The following is a 17440-nucleotide window of genomic DNA, read 5'->3' as shown; positions in this document are numbered from 1 at the left end:
TTCCTTTTGTCTTTTTTTTTTTGAAATAAAAATAAAAGATTGGTCCTAAGACTATCTGATTTCTATTATTCGAAGTTAACATTATTGATAGAAAAATTGACATGAATGTGTCTTTCTAGTTTTCATATCTGCCTTGGCAATTTACTAAAAAACATCTAAGACAAAAATTCATTCTGTCTTAGATGTCCTTTTAAATGACTATTTTTCCTTGATAAATATTTGTTTACACACCGGTTTTTATATACTGGTTCGTCTTTCCTGCTCTTTTTGTCCATGTTCCGGTCTTCGCAACTCACATACACTAGCAGATTTTGTTAAGGATTGACTACGTAAAGCTTCAAAGGGCGTGCTTCTATCTTTGGCCTGTTGGATTTGTTGTGTCATTTGAGCATCTTTTGTTTGCAAATTCATCTGTCTTTGCTCTTTTAAAGCAGGGGTGTTTTGAATTTGCTTTTCTGCCAGATAGTATAAATCTTGAAAGTTTCCTTGCTGTTTTTCAAAATGATTAATTCCCCGCTTTAAAAGTGTCTTATCTACAATACCAACACCGATGCCCGCTCCCGCACCAATTGCTACACTCGTTCCCATGTAAAATATTGGCCAAAGAGTTCCCGCAGTAATTTGAATTGCTGCTAAAGAATGAAATACTAGGAAAGGAGCAGCAAAGCTGCCTAAAGCCCCAATCACACAGGCACCAATTAGAAATGCAGCTAAGGCTTTCCAGTGCTTGCGTAAAAAGTTTCTTTTAGGTCCAGTTTTTTCTAATTTTGCCGCTTGATTTTTTTCCCATTCATCACGGGTTAATCCTTTGACTATTTGCTCTTTTAATCGATTAATTTTTTTATTTTTCTGGTATTTCCCAACAGAAAATTGAATCACTTTCGGGATGAAATATGCTAAAGCTGCGGCAGCACAAGTTCCCCAAATCATGGGTCCTAGCAAAGTTCCTGCTAAAACAGTTGGCATTAATCCGCCCAACAAAACTGGGAAATATGGGAGCACAGCCATCGGTGCTAACAGTAGCGGATAGCGCAACCAACGTAGCCAACGTATGCCTGGCTTTTTTACTTTTTCTTGACTTTTCAGCTGCTCTAACTCAGACGTCTTACGAGCAATCGTTTGATTTAATTTGGAAATCCCCTCATTCAAATTTTCTAGAGAACTTCCTCCATTACTTTTGGTTAAAGCTTTTTTCTTGTTTATTTGTTTCTCTTCTGGTGTTAAAGCTATTTGTAACTCACGTTTTTCGTTGATAATTGCTTTGCTTAGAGCTTGATCTTTTTTTAGAAGTGCTTGAAGCTGAGCTCCTAAAATCTCGCTCTCAAATTGATCAGCTTTTTTTAGTAGCTGAGCGTTTTGTTCCACTTGGCGCGCCATTATTTTTAAATCCTCGGCCACATTCATAGTCTTATCACTTACTACACGAGAAGCCACTTGGCCTGTAGCATTAGGAATCGTCCGATTTTTTAAATTTTCCAACTCTATTAAGTCTTGCTCAGAAAAATCAACGTTTTTTGCTTTTTTACTGTTTTCTTTAACCTTATCCGCTGAGAACGATTTTTCTTTCGCATGACTGACTTGCTGAATTAAGCTTTCTTGAAGTTCCACCTGCTTGTCATCAAGAGATTGACTCATTTTTCCGTAGTTATTTTTTAAAGTAACTAGTTCTTGCTGCCCTGCTTCAAGCTTTCCTTGGATATCTTTGATTTTTGAAAAATAGCTCTCTGGATTTCGTTGAACTTCTTCGATTTGATTGTTTACTTGTTGCTCAATCTGATTAGAGGTTGGCTGTATTCTTAACAAATCACCACATTTATCAACAGCTATACGCAACTCTTCTAGCATTTTTTTAAGAGACTGATCCTCATCTGGACTCTGCAGTTCCTTTAGATTCAGTTCTAACTGTGCATTTTGAAATTTTTGATTTGCTAATTCTTGGTTTTGTTTATATAAGTTTTTTAATTGATCAGCCAACCCTGAAAGATTGACATGAGAAGCTCTTAACGCTCCTTTAGCTCTGCTGTCTAACTCATCTAACTGATAATCCATCGGTATGATAGCTTTTTCTACACTGGCTAAGTATTCATCTACTAACTTAGGTTCATGTTGAAGCTTGGCGGTTGCTGTTTTTAACCTGTTTTCAAATTGTTGTAAGGGTTCCTTTGAGCTTAGTATTTTCTCTGCCTGTTTCAAAGAATCCTGCAACTCAAGCAGTTTTCCATTAGGTGTTTGGTTTTCACCTAGTATATTGTCATAAGTGGCTCTCGCACTCTTGACTCTTGCATCAGCAGAGACCAGTTGTTCGCTATATAAAGCATTCGTTTTATTGGCATATGAATCAGTTTGTTGGATAAAAACCTGTTGGTTCTTTTTCAGTTCACTTTTTACCTCAAGCATTTTGGCAATGATTGTTTCAGTAGGTTGTTGTGAAATTTGTTGTTCCAGTTGTTCCAATCGCTGTTGTTCAATTGCTAGTTGTTTTAACTGTTGCTTCTTATTGTCAGCAAACTGATGTGGACTAAGTGCTTGCTCTACTTTCAGCATCCCTATACTTAAAGTTTGCTGTTTTTTTAGAAGGTTCACGTATTCCTGACTGGCAGTTTTTTTATGTATGGCAATTTCTGCTTGAACACTTGCCAATTCTTGTTGCACAGTATCGGTTTGTTTTTCCAGCTCTTTTAGCTTACTTGTGCCATTATTTGTTCTGCCATTGGTTTCTTTTGAGAAATTATTTTCGGAAAAACGTGTTATTTTATAAGCTTTTTTCTGTTCTGGTTTATAAAATTGGGGCTCACTCAGACCATCAAGCATATCTACTAACTGTTCTCGTTCATTGTTAGCTTTTTCCAAATGAGACTTCAACTCTTCCAACACTTGCGCTTTACTCTGAACACGAAACTGCACGTGATTCTCTTGTTCGCTAATAAGTTGTTCTAACGCAGGTCTCTCATGGTTTAACTGCTCACTCAGCAATTGCAATTTTTGCGACTCATCATACTTATCTATAGTGATGATATTAGTAGGATACTGAACAAAAACATCCAGCAAACCAGCTTTTTGCATCTGAGCTAAATTAGGCAACTCATAGGGAGAACGATTTAAGTAGTCAGTTACCTTATTTAGTGTATTTTTCAAAGAATTTAAAAGATCTGGTAAGTCTATTTCTACTTTACTTTTGGATAGTTCCTGCGGATAGTTTAATTGATGAATCGTTGTTTTCATTCGCAAAGGAGCATTTTTCTGGATTTCTTCCAAAAATTGTCCTCTGGATTTTTGAATACCCGCAAGTAACTTCGCCTTAGCAGTTTGAGCTTCTTTTAATTTCTTTTGTTCCTGCTCAAAAATGGCAAATTTTAGCTGAACAAGCTGCTTTGCCTCTTGGGGAACGGGCGTGAACTGTCTTTCGTGATTTGGTGGTATGGACGGTTGAACAAATTGTTTTATTTCTAAGCGTCGAATTTCTGCTTGTACAAAGTCTTTCTTAGGCTCAACTACTCGTCTCAGTCTATCTGCTTTTTGCTCCGTCTTTTGAATCAGCTGTTTTAAATGATCTTGCTCACTAATCAGATCCAAAGCGTCGAACTGCGGAGTATTTGGATTTTCTACCAATCCATCTAAGATACCTTTTGGTTCTAACATCTTGTCTAAGGACGGAATTTTTTCAGGAGAACCCTCGATATAGACGTCTATTTGAGCCAATTGAGTAATTTCCGGCCTTATACTAGCATCAAAATCAACTTTTTTCGAATCTGTACTAGGCTGATAATTGAGCGCGTAGTCGTAGCCTTTATTTCGCAGCTGTAACTCTGCAATTTCTCTATTTCCTAAGAGTAATTTCTCACGGAGCTTTTGATTTTCAACAGACAAATCTTCTCGATCCATCCGCTCCGTTTGTGTTTCAATATCCTGTACCTTTTTTTTAAGAGTCATTGCTTTTTGCTCATATTCTTGACTGATTGGCTCGCTTTTATTCTTAAAAAGTGTTTGTATCTCTTGATCTTGTTGTATGAATGCTAATGCTAGCTTAGGATCACTATCGAGTTCCTTTTTTATCTGAGGTTCTGTTTTTAGATACTGTTGCAATTTATCGAGTCTTAACTTTAGTTCTGCAATATAACGCTGAATATCAGCTTCATTTAACTTAATGACCCCAATTATTTCAGTACTCCTTTTTAGCAGTGGCGTGGCCTTAGAAGGCTCTTTCAATTCTAAATAATGGTCAACTTGCGTATACAATGAATCTAATTCTTTTTTTAGTTCTTCATTATGTCGTTCTTTTGCTTGAATTTTTTCTTTAGTTTCTGCAATTTTTTTACTGCGATACCGTTTTATAATATCCCCAAACTCCGTATCAATTCCTAAGAGTTTATTATTTAGCCGTTCTCGTTCTTTGGCACATTTATTAACGAAACGATACAAATTAGGATAGATTTGAGTCCATTTCTCATTACGATCGCCACCTATGACCTCGGTATTACGTAAACTCTTGATTTCCTGTTGCGAAACTTTGAGTTGTTCCTCCAGGTTGCTTAATGCTTGTTTTTGATCGGTTGTTCCTTCCACTTTGACAAGAAAATTTTGATTTTTCTGCTGTGCTTCCAAAATTTTTAATTTTAAGGTTTCGAGTTCGATTAAATTGTTAATCGCATCCTGAAACTTTACTTCATACTGTTCTAGTGTCACATCAGAAATGTTAAATGGACTGTTTAGGTTAGACTTTGAAGCTATATCTGCAATGTTAAGAAACAAACATACTTTTTGTTCGAATAACTCGTTCATTTTTTTCACCTCAGCTTTAATCGTTTATTGTATCTTGTGATTTCACTTCGAGTTCTTCAATCGTTTCTCCTAACTCTTCTTCGGTAAACGATTCTGTTTCCTCTTCACTTTCCGCTTCTGTGGATTGATCTTCTTTTTGAACTAAAGTTTCCTCTTCGAGTTCTGCAATCATTTTCTCTAACTCTTCTTCGGTAAACGACTCCGTTTCCTCTCCACTTTCCACTTCAGAAAATAAAACTTCTTCTGGCACCAAGTTTTCTTCAAGTTCACGTTGGTACCAATAACTTGGCGTAACATCTCCCAATTTTTTGTATTGAGAATGTCTTTCAATATTGTATTTTTTAGACAAAAATGGGGCGACTCCACGAATCTTCAAGATACATTCTTGACCTTTGAGGCTCGCTACCTCATCTGGATCTAAAAGGTTACGGCCTAATTTTTGATAATTTTGACTATACGAACCATTAGAGCCACGATTCACACTATAGTTTTGTTGTTCAATTGTTTGTTTTCCTAATAATTTTGAAATATATTCGTGGGTACTTTGCTCCATACCACCTAAATATAAGAAAGTATCACTTGTTCCAAGAATCGTCTCCCAAGTATCTTTGTAGAGCGTTTTCAACTGACTAATATTTTGTAAAATAACATTTGTTGAAATTTCACGACTTCGGATAACTGAAATAATTTTTTCAAAATCTGGAATTTGTCCAATATTCGCAAACTCATCCAAAACGCACCGTACATGAACAGGTAAACGACCTTTAAAATGATTATCTGCTCGGTGTACAAGCATATCAAACAACTGTTGATACATCATACTTGCTAAAAAGTTAAAACTTGTATCTGTATCCGGTAATAAAATATACAGAATCGTTTTTTGATCTCCAACTTTTTCTAATTCCAGTGTGTCATTGGATACCAAATGCTGAATACTTGGAATATCAAACGGAGCCAATCTAACTCCTAAACTGACCAAAATACTTGTTGTCGTTCTTCCACCAGCCAACTTAAATATTTTATATTGTGCTACTGCAAAATTTTGTGGATCTTTTTCTTCTAATTCTTGAAAGAGAATATCTAAAGGACTGACATAGCCCTCAACATCTTCTTCGACATTTGCTAAACGAACAAGCTCAACAACATTGGCCAACGTTTGATCTTCTTCGACTACTTCTTGTAGTAAATAACTAAAAATAGCCATCAAAAGCGCAGTTTCTGCTTTTTCAAAGAATGGGTCCCCACCCGTTTTTTTAGGGTCGGAAGTATTTTTAATCAAATTGTTAACAATTTTCAAGATATCATCTTCATTTTTTAAATAACGAAAAGGATTGTATTGATCGCTGCCTCTGCGATTAATCAAATCAAAAATTTTGATCTTATATCCATTTTCTTCAAACATCTTCCCTGTTTCAGCCAACAATAATCCCTTTGAATCACTGACAACATATGAGGAATGCATTTGCATTAAATTTGGTTTTACATAGAAACGGGTCTTCCCACTACCTGCTCCACCTACGACGACAATATTTTTGTTTCGATTAAAATTGTCCTCTTTCGTAATCTTCATTCTTCCGGACAAAGACAACGACTCTGTATCCGTCAATAAAATATTGTCTTTTTTTTCTTTATCAATAAAAGGTTGGATATCTTTTCGAATGCCCCAATGAGCACTTCCGTATTCTTCATTCACTCTTGTCTTTGTTTTTCCAACTGTATTATATAGGATAATTCCTATATAAATTGCTACAATTCCTCCACCAAATAAAAGACTCGTGGATGTCCTTTCCAAAATAAAGCTAAACTGTTTCAACTCTTCTGTAAAAACATCCATTGTCTTTATAATCGTTTCAATCGGGTTCTTTGTTTGTAAATATAGCTGATTGAAAATCATTGCGAGTCGATTTCCAATGTAAAATAAACAGAGACCACACAATAGGTGAATGATCCATACTTTTTTTATTTTATTCATCGTTTGCTCCTATTGGTTACAATAAAGAGCTTATTGCAAAATAAGCACCTGTATCAGTATTTTTTTCCGATTATAATTTCTCCGATTCCTACATCGCGAGTTTTTCTTAATCGATGTTGGCTATTTCTAGCGTATTGTCTATTATTTGCCACTACGTTTTTTACATGTTGTCGATCTTGACTAAATGTTAAGTTCGTATCCCGATTAATTGCAGGTTGTCTTTCTTTGTTATAAGAAGATCTTTTTACATATTCTCGCTCATTAGAAACGTGCTTTCTTGGACAAACCAGACAAGCCAAAGCCTTCCATACCAGTTTTAAGCCTAAAAAAATCCCCATGATAGCTACTTTGCAGACACAAAAACAAGCCATAAGTAACACCAACAAGATATTCGATTCATCGTTCATGATTTTTCTCACTTCTTCCTATTTTGCTACTTACGTGTTTATTTTTAGACTGAGTTTTGGCATTTTTTGTTTTTTCAAACAATGTTTCTTTTGAATCTCCTTTGCTGTGTTTATTTTGTACATTATTTTGTACATTTTTTTGTCCAATAGATTTGATTTGATTCAAATTGCCAGCTTTGTCTTTTTTATGAAGTTCCCTTATTTTTTTCTTATCCTCTGGATTCATACTTGACACTCCTTTCACACAGAAAACATGCTAACCTTCTTTTAAAAATTTTCTATTTTTAGATTCCAATTCCTTTACTTGGAGCTTGTTTCTTATCTTTTTGTTGTGTATTATTGACTTTACTAGCGACAGTTTTGGCAATATCAACTGCTGTATCTAATGTTTTTTTGGCTACTTTTAGCTCTGGTTGCGTATTAGCCAACTGATCTAAGGATTCATTTACTTTTCCTTTTATTTGTCCCATTGTTTTTTTTGCTCCCTGGGCTTTTTGCGGCTCTCCTACAGCTATTCCCATCGCTTTTTTACCAGCTACACTTTTTTCTACTGAGGAAGCTTTGCTCAAATTTGGCTTTTTCTGTTCCATCTCTTTACCTTTTGAATTTTTAGTAATTAAGCCCTTAATTAAATTAGCCCCTGATTTATAAAGAAATTGAACAGGTTGCAACATAAACTTTGCGAGAGTCGTCTTATTTTTCCACAAAAGACTAATCCCACTACGTCCCATAGCTACAGACTTATTTTCTATTGAATTCATTTGTTCTTGAACTGGATCCATATTAGATTACCTCACTTTTTTTCTTTTATCATATCAAAATAAACATCAAACTCTATTTCTTTTTTTTCTTTTTTCTAAAAAAAATTCCGTTTAATTAATTGATTCTTCTTTTACAACTACTTGATTCCCGTTTTCATCTACCGTTGTTTGTGTTATTTTTTTTGCTTCTTCTTTTTCTACACCTGTCTGTGTAAGAGCCACTTTACTAACCTCTTTTTGATAGCTCGAAAGCCATAAAAAAGTTCCTGAAACTGCATTTAATTGATAAACATTTGTTTTTTCTGTTAGTGTGCACTCTATTTTTTCTTGACTTCCATCTGTATCCGTACGAACTAGTGTAATGTTACAGCTTAGTTGATCGTCTGATTCCTCTTGATTAAGGATACGATACTGATAGACTTTCTTTTCCAATTTTTCTTTGGAAACATATGTTTGAGTGTATGCATCTGAGTTAAAAGCTAATTCATAATGATCCCCATTTTTTTCACTTTCCCAGTTGCCTTTTTGCAGTACATCTAGCCATTTTTGAGATTTAACTTGCTCAGTAGCTGCTTTGTTTTCTGTGGCCTGATTTAATATAATTTTTTTTGTTTCCTCATCGGGAAAGAGTAAAATATTTTCTTTTTTACTTTTATAACGTAAAAAAGTTCGACCGTTTTGGGTTTCAAATGAAAAACTAACCTTACCTTTATTTTTATCTTTAAAGGTCATATCTTTTCCATCAGTTGTAACATACCCTGTTGTTAGCCATCTTGTTGCCTCATAGCTTCCATTGCTTTTAATTTCGACTTGCATCTTATCTGCACGGTTTGATATCCAAATCCCTTGATAAACTGTGCCATTTTTAATAGCTGACTCTTCCAACTGCTTCGCATACTTTTCTTTTTCTGTAGGTGATTGCGTTGTTTTTTTATGCGTAAGAGGCATCTTAATAAATAGCAGCCCCAACACAATTATGGAACAAAGAAGGGCTAGCCCGATCAGACCAAGCCTTCGTCCTTCTTTGGTTTCTAAAATATTTTTAATCATCCTTCTCCTCCGCTCATATTGCCATAGCCAGAAATGTTGATATCGTTAATATTGTAGGTATTCCGTTTGACCATGTCAGATGAATTCCCCTCAATGGTTTGAACAGTCTTACCATCTGAGTATTCCACAATTCCGACGTGATCTTTTCCTGTCCTTGTCCCCGACCAATCAAAGAAAATCAAATCTCCTGATTTAGGAATATATCCTGATACTGCCTCTTTATAGCGAGCGTTCTTTTTTAAGTAGTCTACTTCTGTAATACAAGAAGCAGTCTTTAGAATCAAGCCATCCGCATCATAGCCAGCTTGATTTGCTACCCAACTCACGAAAATTTGGCACCACTCAATACGTCCATTATATCCAAACCACTCCCAGTATTTACTCCCATTCGACATTCCGACTTCTTTCTTCGCAATATTTACTAACTCTCCAGTCTCTTGTGTGATATGTTGCGTTACCAATTTTACATAGAACATGTTTCCATAAGCATACCGCCAAGAATACCCCATTTTTTCTGCGATTGGATTTGCATAAGCGATGGTTTTACTTTTTGCTTTTTCTGCTGCGTAATTTTTTCCCGTTTCAAAACTGTACTTGAAATTTTTCTCCTTAAGCCAATCAAGAAATCCAGATCCATAATTATAAGCTTGTAAAACGGCTATATCTAGCACTTGGTCATCTTTCCCTTGTTTGATTAAACTGGCTAGTAACTTGGTACCTGCTTGAATGGATTCTTCTGGGTTTGTAATTTTATGCCCTGCTGACTCACTTGATTGCATAATATCTGGGTTTTTTTGGCTGTCTCCACCTGACTCTTCCCAAATTATTGCCAAAACTAAGTTCACATACTTCGAAATATTGTTTTGATCACAATATTTTTGCGCTAAATCTCGCCATTTAGATACACTTGCCGGTGGGTCAATTAAATCTCCCGTCAATCCACCTCCTGGAAGCAGTGTTCCATCATTCCCAGGAAATTGGTAAGATAAACGATCCATGTATGCTGATGGATAAAGATTAGGATCTTTATGCAGCGTTCTATTTTCTTTAATCGACATATCAATCCCGTTGATAGCTGTATATCCGATTAGGTCTCCTTCATTTAAGTTTTGCCCTTCTCGCACTTTGATATTCGTCAAATTCTTATAGATAACTTTTAATTTTTGTGGTCCGAAGTTTTCAACTGTACCGCCACTGATTTCATCCACTTCTTCTTTTGCAGTTGCATATACCGGATCTCCTTTAGTTGCCCGAATTCTAACATAATTGTCCCATGAATCCGTATTCCGGCCACGATACCCATACTTTTCAGTTACGGTAGCATATTTATTTTTTCCTAAGGGATTTCCAAGGGCAATCTTATTAACAAACTGAGGCAAATCTTGAATTGGGAAAAACTTATCTCTTTGATCAACAGTCATAATTGAGGGATGCTCATCCACAACTTGTGTCAGCGAAGTGATAGAGACATTTATCGTCGCAACTTTTTTCTCTACAATTTGTTCTTTTGTTTCTTCTTTTCCTGTATCTGGATCATATACTGTTGTAGTTTCTTTGACTTTTTCTGTTTTAATGCCATCATCTGTATAGTGAAACCCTTCTTTATGCAAGGCTTGCATCTCTTGGCGGACCGTGGTTACATTGAAATAATTATTTTTATCCACTTTGTTATCAATATCATAATCTTCGTATTTCGCATTAAGATAGTATAAAAATTTATCTCCGTCCGTAGAGTATAAAAAGTCCTCTGCATTTGCGGCAAAGCCATTGACAGTAAATTTCACTTGATCAACATTTTGATCTAAGGAATATTTTTGATACAGATTATGAATGTTTTGATTCGTTTCTGCATCCATATAAGTAACCAAACGATACGCTTCTTCTAGCGCCATATTTTCAGTTTTAATCGTAAATAGTCCCACTAAAAAGCTCCATATAGCTAAAAATATCGCAATGATTGCTGCTAATATGACAATGATCGGCAGTAAAGGGGCCGTTGCCAGCACGATTGAAAAAATAATTACAATCGAAAGAATTAAGCCAATAAGATTCAAAGAACCATTTGCGTCACGACCAATTGTATTGATTACCATTTCTAACATTTTTTTAGCGTACACTGCTTTTTTTGTTTTTGGGTTAAGACTTGCTACCTTTTCAGCTGCCTTGTTGTCAACCACTCGTTTTAACGATTCCACTTTATTCGATAAATCTTGTTTTTGGCCTGATTTTTTTGCTCCCCCAATCAATTGGGCAGGATTTTTCTCTTGAACAATGCTCAAAGGTTTCTTTTTTAGTAAACTCTTTGGTTTCCCACTGTAACCTTTATACCCTATACTTGGCTTCTTATTTAACCGTTGATGCTTGTTCATGAAAACTTTTTTAGTCATTTTCACAGAGGAGCCTAGTACATTCTCACCAGATTTTTTTGCCGCTTCTATTTCTTTAGGATTCTCTTGTCTGTGTTTTTCATTTTCCATGACTCACGCTCTACTCCTCTGGTTTTGTCGTCATCATTTGGTATAATTTCGTTTCTTTGGGGAAACGGTCTACAAATGGGAATACATTCTCTCCAAATATTAACAACCCACATCCCTCAGGCGAGTTTACAAGATATTTTTCTTGATCTTCTGAGATATCAAATAAACGTACAACTTGACTTCGATCTGACTTTGCTTGATTTAACAACATCACAAACTCACTATTAGACAACATTCTTCGAGCTAAGTCTGATAGTAATAATGTTTCTACATTCTGAGTAATGCCAGTTGGAATTGCTCCCCATTTGCGGGCCCTACTCCATAGTTCGAAGAAATAATTAGAAGCATATTCGTTCGTAAAAAGTAACTGCATTTCATCAATGTAAACCCACGTTCGAATCCCTTTTTCTCGGTTTAGACAAATTTTATTCCAGACTTGGTCCAACACCACCAGCATTCCTAGCGTTTTCATTTGACGGCCTAGATCCTTAATATCATAGACAACAAGTCGATTATCCGTATTAACATTGGTTTTGTGAGAAAATAAAGATAAGCTCCCTTCCATATAAAGCTCTAGCTCTAATACCAAACGATGCGCTTCTTCCTCTGTTTCCTCTTTTAAAACCTCATAAAAATCATATAATGTTGGCATTTCATTTTTTGTTCGGAAAAGCTCATAGGTTTTGCGCACATTTCGATCAATGATTGATTTCTGAACAGACGATAGCCCCATGACTCCTCCAACAATCAAATCACACAAAGAGATGATAAATTCAGCTTTAAATAAAATTTGACCCATATCAAATTCATTATTTTCATCAGCAATTAAATCTAACGGATTGATATAGGTTTTCGCATCGTTGGAGATAATAACCTGCTCGCCCGTAAAATTTTCACACAGTTGCTGATATTCTCGTTCTGGATCAATAATAATGACTTCATCTTTAGGATTTTTCAACAAAACATTCACTACTTCACGTTTGACTGCAAAACTTTTCCCAGAACCAGGAGTTCCTAGTACAAAACCATTTGGTGCTTTCAAAAACTTTCGATTCATAGATATGATATTCTTACTAATATCGTTGATTCCGTAATATAGCCCATTTTTTTGCATCATGTCTAACGCTGGAAACGGTAGGAAAATCGCTGTACTGGCAGTGGTTAAAGACCGCTCATATGGCAGTTTGCTGTTCCCAATAGGGAGAGTAGCATTTAAACCAGCTTCTTGTAAGTAGAAAAGAGGGGTCAACTGCAAGCCATACCTTCTCGCTGTATTGATAAACAAATTTCCAACTTCGTTCATCTTCTCTTTTGTCTCTGAAAGATAGTAGACAGACCCCGTCACATTAAATAATTTCTGACTCTTATTTTGTAACTCATTTAACAGATCTTTCGCTTCATCCAAAGAATAAGACAAGTCATATGGTAGCATTTCATAATCATAGCCACTCTTTAAGGCTTTTTTCTGTTCGTCAACTTTATGCTGCTCCATAAAAGCTAGTTTTGTTTTGACAAGATCAAACGCATCGTCCTGATTCATAGGTTGAATAAATAAATTCACATTAAACTCTTTTGGTAAATCCAGAAATTCACTCAGTACTTCGTCTGTCAACTCTGCAGGGTATTTCGCAAAATAATAAGACTTAGCATACAATTCATCCAGACGTAAATATTCCTTCGATTCTTTCATCCGAACTTCGTTTGGTAAAATATCTTTTTTTGTTTGATAAGACTCTGAACTTCTGTCAGTCTCACAATTATTTGTTAATATATTCCGACAAACAGCTAAACGCTCACTTCGATTTAATCGATTCGTGCGACCACCAATCCGGCGAACAAACTGCGAGAGCCGTTCTTCCAACGTTTTAAATCCACGTTGTGCTTCTTCTTCATTTTCAAAGTATTGGACAAAAGTCAAATAACTTTTGACCTCATATCCATTGTTGGGATCTGAGGCTTTCTCATTTACCAAATTGTTCATTTCTTCTCGGTAACAATTCCAATCATCTTCATAATGAGGGTAGTTTAAAATATTTTGAACTTCCGATAATGTCCGTTTCTTTTTTTGTAACGTTATTTGCAACTGTATTTTATTATCAAAAGAATTCAAAAACTCACAATAGCGATAAAAGATCTCGATTTTACCATCCTCAGATAATAAGCGGTAGTTGACTCCTTCAATATAAAAAGTCATAGAATAGTATTTTTTTTCTAACTGACATATCCCTTTTTCATCAAACTCTTTAAACCATAAGATATCCTCTATTTGTTTTCCTTTATTTTTTGTTTCTTTTTTCTTAGGGGGTTCTTGTTTTTTTTCTACCTTTTTTTTCTTAAACATCGTCTTGTTTCTCCAATCTGTTGGGATCCGAATGATACTTTAATAAAATTTGTAAAAATGCGAAAAAAGATAGCTCATTCCGTCTCACCCATCCGAAAGAGAGAATTGGTAACGAAACTAAAATCATTACCCAACTTATAGAGTTCATCTCAAGTCCATAAACGGTAATAAATAAAAAGGCCAGTGCTATATTAACGCCAATCGCAATTAATAACGTAATTAATTGTTTAATTGTCATACCAAACATGATTTTTTCTTTATATTCTTTTATATCTTTAGGAACTTTTACTTCAATTGCCATAATTTCTCCTTTCATTTCCTTATTGTGCTTGGAAAACCATCTTAGCCCATGTACCCGTTTTTTGAATGGCGAAAATCAATGCCAACATATAAATCAACATTCCCAGAATAATTGTCCAAATCGTCGATCCCATAGAATCTATCAGGCCCTCAAATATTGTTGGATAAATAACTAATACTAAAGCAATTACGGTGGCCTGGAGCGCACTTGATGCGAAATTTTTCAAGAAATTCTTTGTCATGGATGAAAATTCTTGGCTTGGCGCAGCTCCAATAGGAATAGGTGCTAATGCGCAGTAAAGATAGAGTTCCATCAAACGCAGATAAACAACTAAGCGAATATACGTTTGAATTACCAGTGCCACTAAAAATAACATTGCAAAAACAAGTAATACAATTAAACATGTCCACCAACTCAAGTCTGAAGCTGCACTTGCTACTTTTGCTCGCATGTTAGCAAGATCTCCATTTTCTACTGGGTAGCTTAAGACTTTCGCGGTCATTGTATTGGTCAAGCTAATGATTGCATTTAGTACCAACTGAATATTAGAAAGCAAAATATAGGACAAGACAAACTTCACCATTGCCTTCATAATCATTTCAAACCCTAACATCGGTGCCCCCCCTGCACCCTCGACTTTCAATGAAATTTTTTGAAATTCCAACAAAATAAATACAGACAATAGTGAAAAACCAATAGGACCAATAACATGCTGTTGAAGTTCGACCACCATATTATACGCAGCTTTAATAAAATCCGGGAGACTCTGAGTCAATAACTGAGTAACAGAATCTCCTCTCAGATACTTCATAATTTCATCGTATAAGTCTAAGACTGCATCATTCATTTTTTGTTTCCTCCGATACAAAAAAGAGCCCACCACATACCTGCTTTAGGCCCTATTTTTCATCTTTTATTTTTTAATTCTTAAGAGCTTCCTGAAATAATGCTGCTGCAGCTATGATCAATGCGCCACCAACAATTTGCCAAATTCCTTGCTGCAACTGTGGTCCATTTTTATCTTTGAGCGCACCCGCCAAAATAACTGCTCCCCATACCAACCATAGTGTTCCACCTACTAAAGTAAAGCGAGTAATTAATTTAAACACATCGTCTACAACTCCTGGTGTATCCGCTGCAAAAAACATTTTTGTTGCTACAATATTCAATAAATTCATTTTTATCAAAAAGCTCCTTTTATATTTTTTTTACTTCTGAAACACAGTTTACTTTATTTTTATTAAAAAGAAAGTTTCTTTGTTTTTTTAATATACATTTAATATAATGCGTTTTTTGTATACTCCTTATTTCCACCTCTTTTTGCTAGCTTTTTTTCTTTTTTTTTTATTTTTTAAAAATTTTTTTTCATTCCTTTTTTGTTTTAATGTATACTAAATGGAGGATTATTTATATTTTTGTAAATATGATGGTTTTTTAGTAAAAAGGAGGAAAAATAATTTTGAAGAAGAAAGTTTTTACGCTTAGCGCACTTACCTTATTAATGCTACAATCGACTGTTTACCCACTACATGTAGCAGCACAAACAATACAAGTACGCGAGGTAACGAACCAAGTTCGAGAAAATATTAGAAAAAACGGGATAAATGCTTATGTTACAAATACAGTTAGTAAAGCAATCACACAAACAGATTTGTCAGAACTTTGTCTAGGAGAAAAAGTAGGATCTTTTCTTACTTTTACAGTAAAATTCCCTACATTTACAGTTCTAACCGGTAACGGAAATGATTATATTGCTGAAATACCCGCAGATAATGGATTTCCTTATATCCCATCATATCAAGAGTTATATTTGGGAAAAGCTAGCAGTCATAGTAGCGATTTCTCATTTTTAGGCGATCTTAAAGTCACTTCAGAGGATGCTTCAATTCGGGCTACTTCAAGTAAACCCACGATTTCTGGGACTACTGCTAGTGTTACTGTTACCATTACTAGAATGAGTGAACCAACAACAACCAACATCCCTCTAAAATTTAGTATCTCTGGCTTTCACATGGGGGCCACTGCAGTCTCATCTAAAGATACTTCTTTACCTGACTATCCCGTATCAGGTGGGGTTGATATAAAGAACGCAGACTCTTCTGATTTTTCCATGGCTACTCTAATCTTAGGTGGTGAGAAACCCTCTCCCACAATCACAGTAACTGCACATTATCAGACCACTAGCAAGGAAAAACTAGCAGACGATGAAATAAAAACAGGAAAAGAAGGGGAAAATTATACGTTTTTACCAAAGGATATCCCCGACTATACTTTGGTAAAAACCGAAGGGAAAGCCGACAGTCAATTTGGTGGAACTGATTCAGCTGTTACTTTTATCTATGACAAAAACGCTGGGAAGCCTGTCACAGTCCATTACCAAGATACCCAAGGAAACACTCTGGCTGATGACCAATCCTTGAACGGAAAAATCGGAGAAGCATTTCATGCGAAACAGATTGATATCAAGGATTACTCCTTTTCTAAAGTCTCCGGCGAACCTGATGGAACCTTTTCTAATTCGCCTCAAGAAGTGACGTTTATCTATGACAAAAACGCTGGGAAACCTGTCACAGTCCATTACCAAGATACTCAAGGAAACACTCTGGCTGATGACCAATCCTTGAACGGAAAAATCGGAGAAGCATTTCATGCGAAACAGATTGATATCAAGGATTACTCCTTTTCTAAAGTCTCCGGCGAACCTGATGGAACCTTTTCTAATTCGCCTCAAGAAGTGACGTTTATCTATGACAAAAACGCTGGGAAACCTGTCACAGTCCATTACCAAGATACTCAAGGAAACACTCTGGCTGATGACCAATTCTTGAACGGGAAAATCGGAGAAGCATTTCATGCGAAACAGATTGATATCAAGGATTACTCCTTTTCTAAAGTCTCTGGCGAACCTGATGGAACCTTTTCTAATTCACCTCAGGAAGTGACGTTTATCTATGACAAGCAGGCTCAAGAAAAAGATACACTTACTGTTTCATATGTAGATGAAACGGGTAAAACTCTCGCGAAGCCAACCGTTCTCACCTTGTCTCCTGGACAAGACTACGAAGTTTCTGAAAAGAAAATTTCGGGTTATCAACTGGTGAAAGTAGTTGGAAAATTAAAAGGAGCGTTCGATCCTCAAAATAAACAAGCCAAAATAATTTATCAAAAAATAAAAGCTTCTGACACTTCCACTAACAATGTACTACCTAAAACTGGAGAATCTCCTCATCACTACCTAACTATTGTTGGCATTATTTTGTTTTCTTCTTTACTAGTATTCAAAAAAATGCTTCCTAAATTAAAAAAACCTCAATAACAAAGAAAGCAAAAGATAGTAACCTAATCTATCTTT

The 17440-nt window shown here is 35.6% G+C and carries 12 protein-coding genes; 1 reads left to right on the top strand and 11 read right to left on the bottom strand.

What is annotated here, in order from left to right; translation table 11 throughout:
• Positions 1 to 237: 237 nt before the first annotated feature.
• From CBF30_RS06475 to CBF30_RS06425, 11 genes are all read right to left on the bottom strand, one after another.
• Positions 238 to 4779, bottom strand: a complete 4542-nt coding sequence (locus CBF30_RS06475; RefSeq protein ID WP_126823991.1) for a coiled-coil domain-containing protein — start codon at positions 4777 to 4779, stop codon at positions 238 to 240.
• Between the two features lie 16 nt (positions 4780 to 4795).
• Positions 4796 to 6751: a VirD4-like conjugal transfer protein, CD1115 family gene (locus tag CBF30_RS06470; RefSeq protein WP_245975036.1), complete on the bottom strand. Its 1956-nt coding sequence runs from the start codon at positions 6749 to 6751 to the stop codon at positions 4796 to 4798.
• A gap of 53 nt (positions 6752 to 6804) precedes the next feature.
• A complete protein-coding gene (locus CBF30_RS06465; RefSeq protein ID WP_126823989.1) occupies positions 6805 to 7158 on the bottom strand; it encodes a hypothetical protein in 354 nt (117 codons plus the stop codon).
• On the bottom strand, positions 7148 to 7384 hold the full coding sequence (locus CBF30_RS06460; RefSeq protein ID WP_126823987.1) for a hypothetical protein: 237 nt from the start codon (positions 7382 to 7384) through the stop codon (positions 7148 to 7150). Before CBF30_RS06460 ends, CBF30_RS06465 begins: the two co-directional genes overlap by 11 nt.
• 58 nt (positions 7385 to 7442) lie before the next feature.
• Positions 7443 to 7940, bottom strand: a complete 498-nt coding sequence (locus CBF30_RS06455) for a hypothetical protein (protein WP_126823985.1) — start codon at positions 7938 to 7940, stop codon at positions 7443 to 7445.
• Between the two features lie 90 nt (positions 7941 to 8030).
• Entirely contained in the window at positions 8031 to 8969 is a 939-nt protein-coding gene (locus CBF30_RS06450; protein WP_126823983.1) for a hypothetical protein, read from the bottom strand.
• Positions 8966 to 11446, bottom strand: a complete 2481-nt coding sequence (locus CBF30_RS06445) for a lysozyme family protein (RefSeq protein WP_126823981.1) — start codon at positions 11444 to 11446, stop codon at positions 8966 to 8968. The genes CBF30_RS06450 and CBF30_RS06445 overlap by 4 nt, the downstream gene beginning before the upstream one ends.
• 10 nt (positions 11447 to 11456) lie before the next feature.
• The gene (locus CBF30_RS06440; protein WP_126823979.1) at positions 11457 to 13787 is read right to left on the bottom strand and encodes a VirB4-like conjugal transfer ATPase, CD1110 family; all 2331 of its coding nucleotides are present in this window, start codon (positions 13785 to 13787) and stop codon (positions 11457 to 11459) included.
• The gene (locus CBF30_RS06435) at positions 13780 to 14088 is read right to left on the bottom strand and encodes a PrgI family protein (RefSeq protein WP_126823977.1); all 309 of its coding nucleotides are present in this window, start codon (positions 14086 to 14088) and stop codon (positions 13780 to 13782) included. Before CBF30_RS06435 ends, CBF30_RS06440 begins: the two co-directional genes overlap by 8 nt.
• Positions 14089 to 14107: 19 nt before the next feature.
• Positions 14108 to 14935 (bottom strand): VirB6/TrbL-like conjugal transfer protein, CD1112 family, encoded by an 828-nt coding sequence (locus CBF30_RS06430; RefSeq protein ID WP_126823975.1) that lies wholly within the window; start codon positions 14933 to 14935, stop codon positions 14108 to 14110.
• Positions 14936 to 15008: 73 nt separating this feature from the next.
• Positions 15009 to 15236 (bottom strand): hypothetical protein, encoded by a 228-nt coding sequence (locus tag CBF30_RS06425; RefSeq protein ID WP_126825517.1) that lies wholly within the window; start codon positions 15234 to 15236, stop codon positions 15009 to 15011.
• A gap of 311 nt (positions 15237 to 15547) precedes the next feature.
• On the opposite strand from CBF30_RS06425, the gene CBF30_RS06420 reads away from it, so the two are divergent.
• Positions 15548 to 17404: a MucBP domain-containing protein gene (locus CBF30_RS06420; protein WP_126823973.1), complete on the top strand. Its 1857-nt coding sequence runs from the start codon at positions 15548 to 15550 to the stop codon at positions 17402 to 17404.
• Positions 17405 to 17440 lie beyond the last annotated feature (36 nt).

Origin of the sequence: Vagococcus entomophilus, from assembly GCF_003987595.1 — a bacterium.
GTDB classification, from domain to species: Bacteria; Bacillota; Bacilli; order Lactobacillales; family Vagococcaceae; genus Vagococcus_E; species Vagococcus_E entomophilus.
Note: the sequence above shows the minus strand (reverse complement) of the source record. Positions and strands in the feature narration are given on the sequence as shown.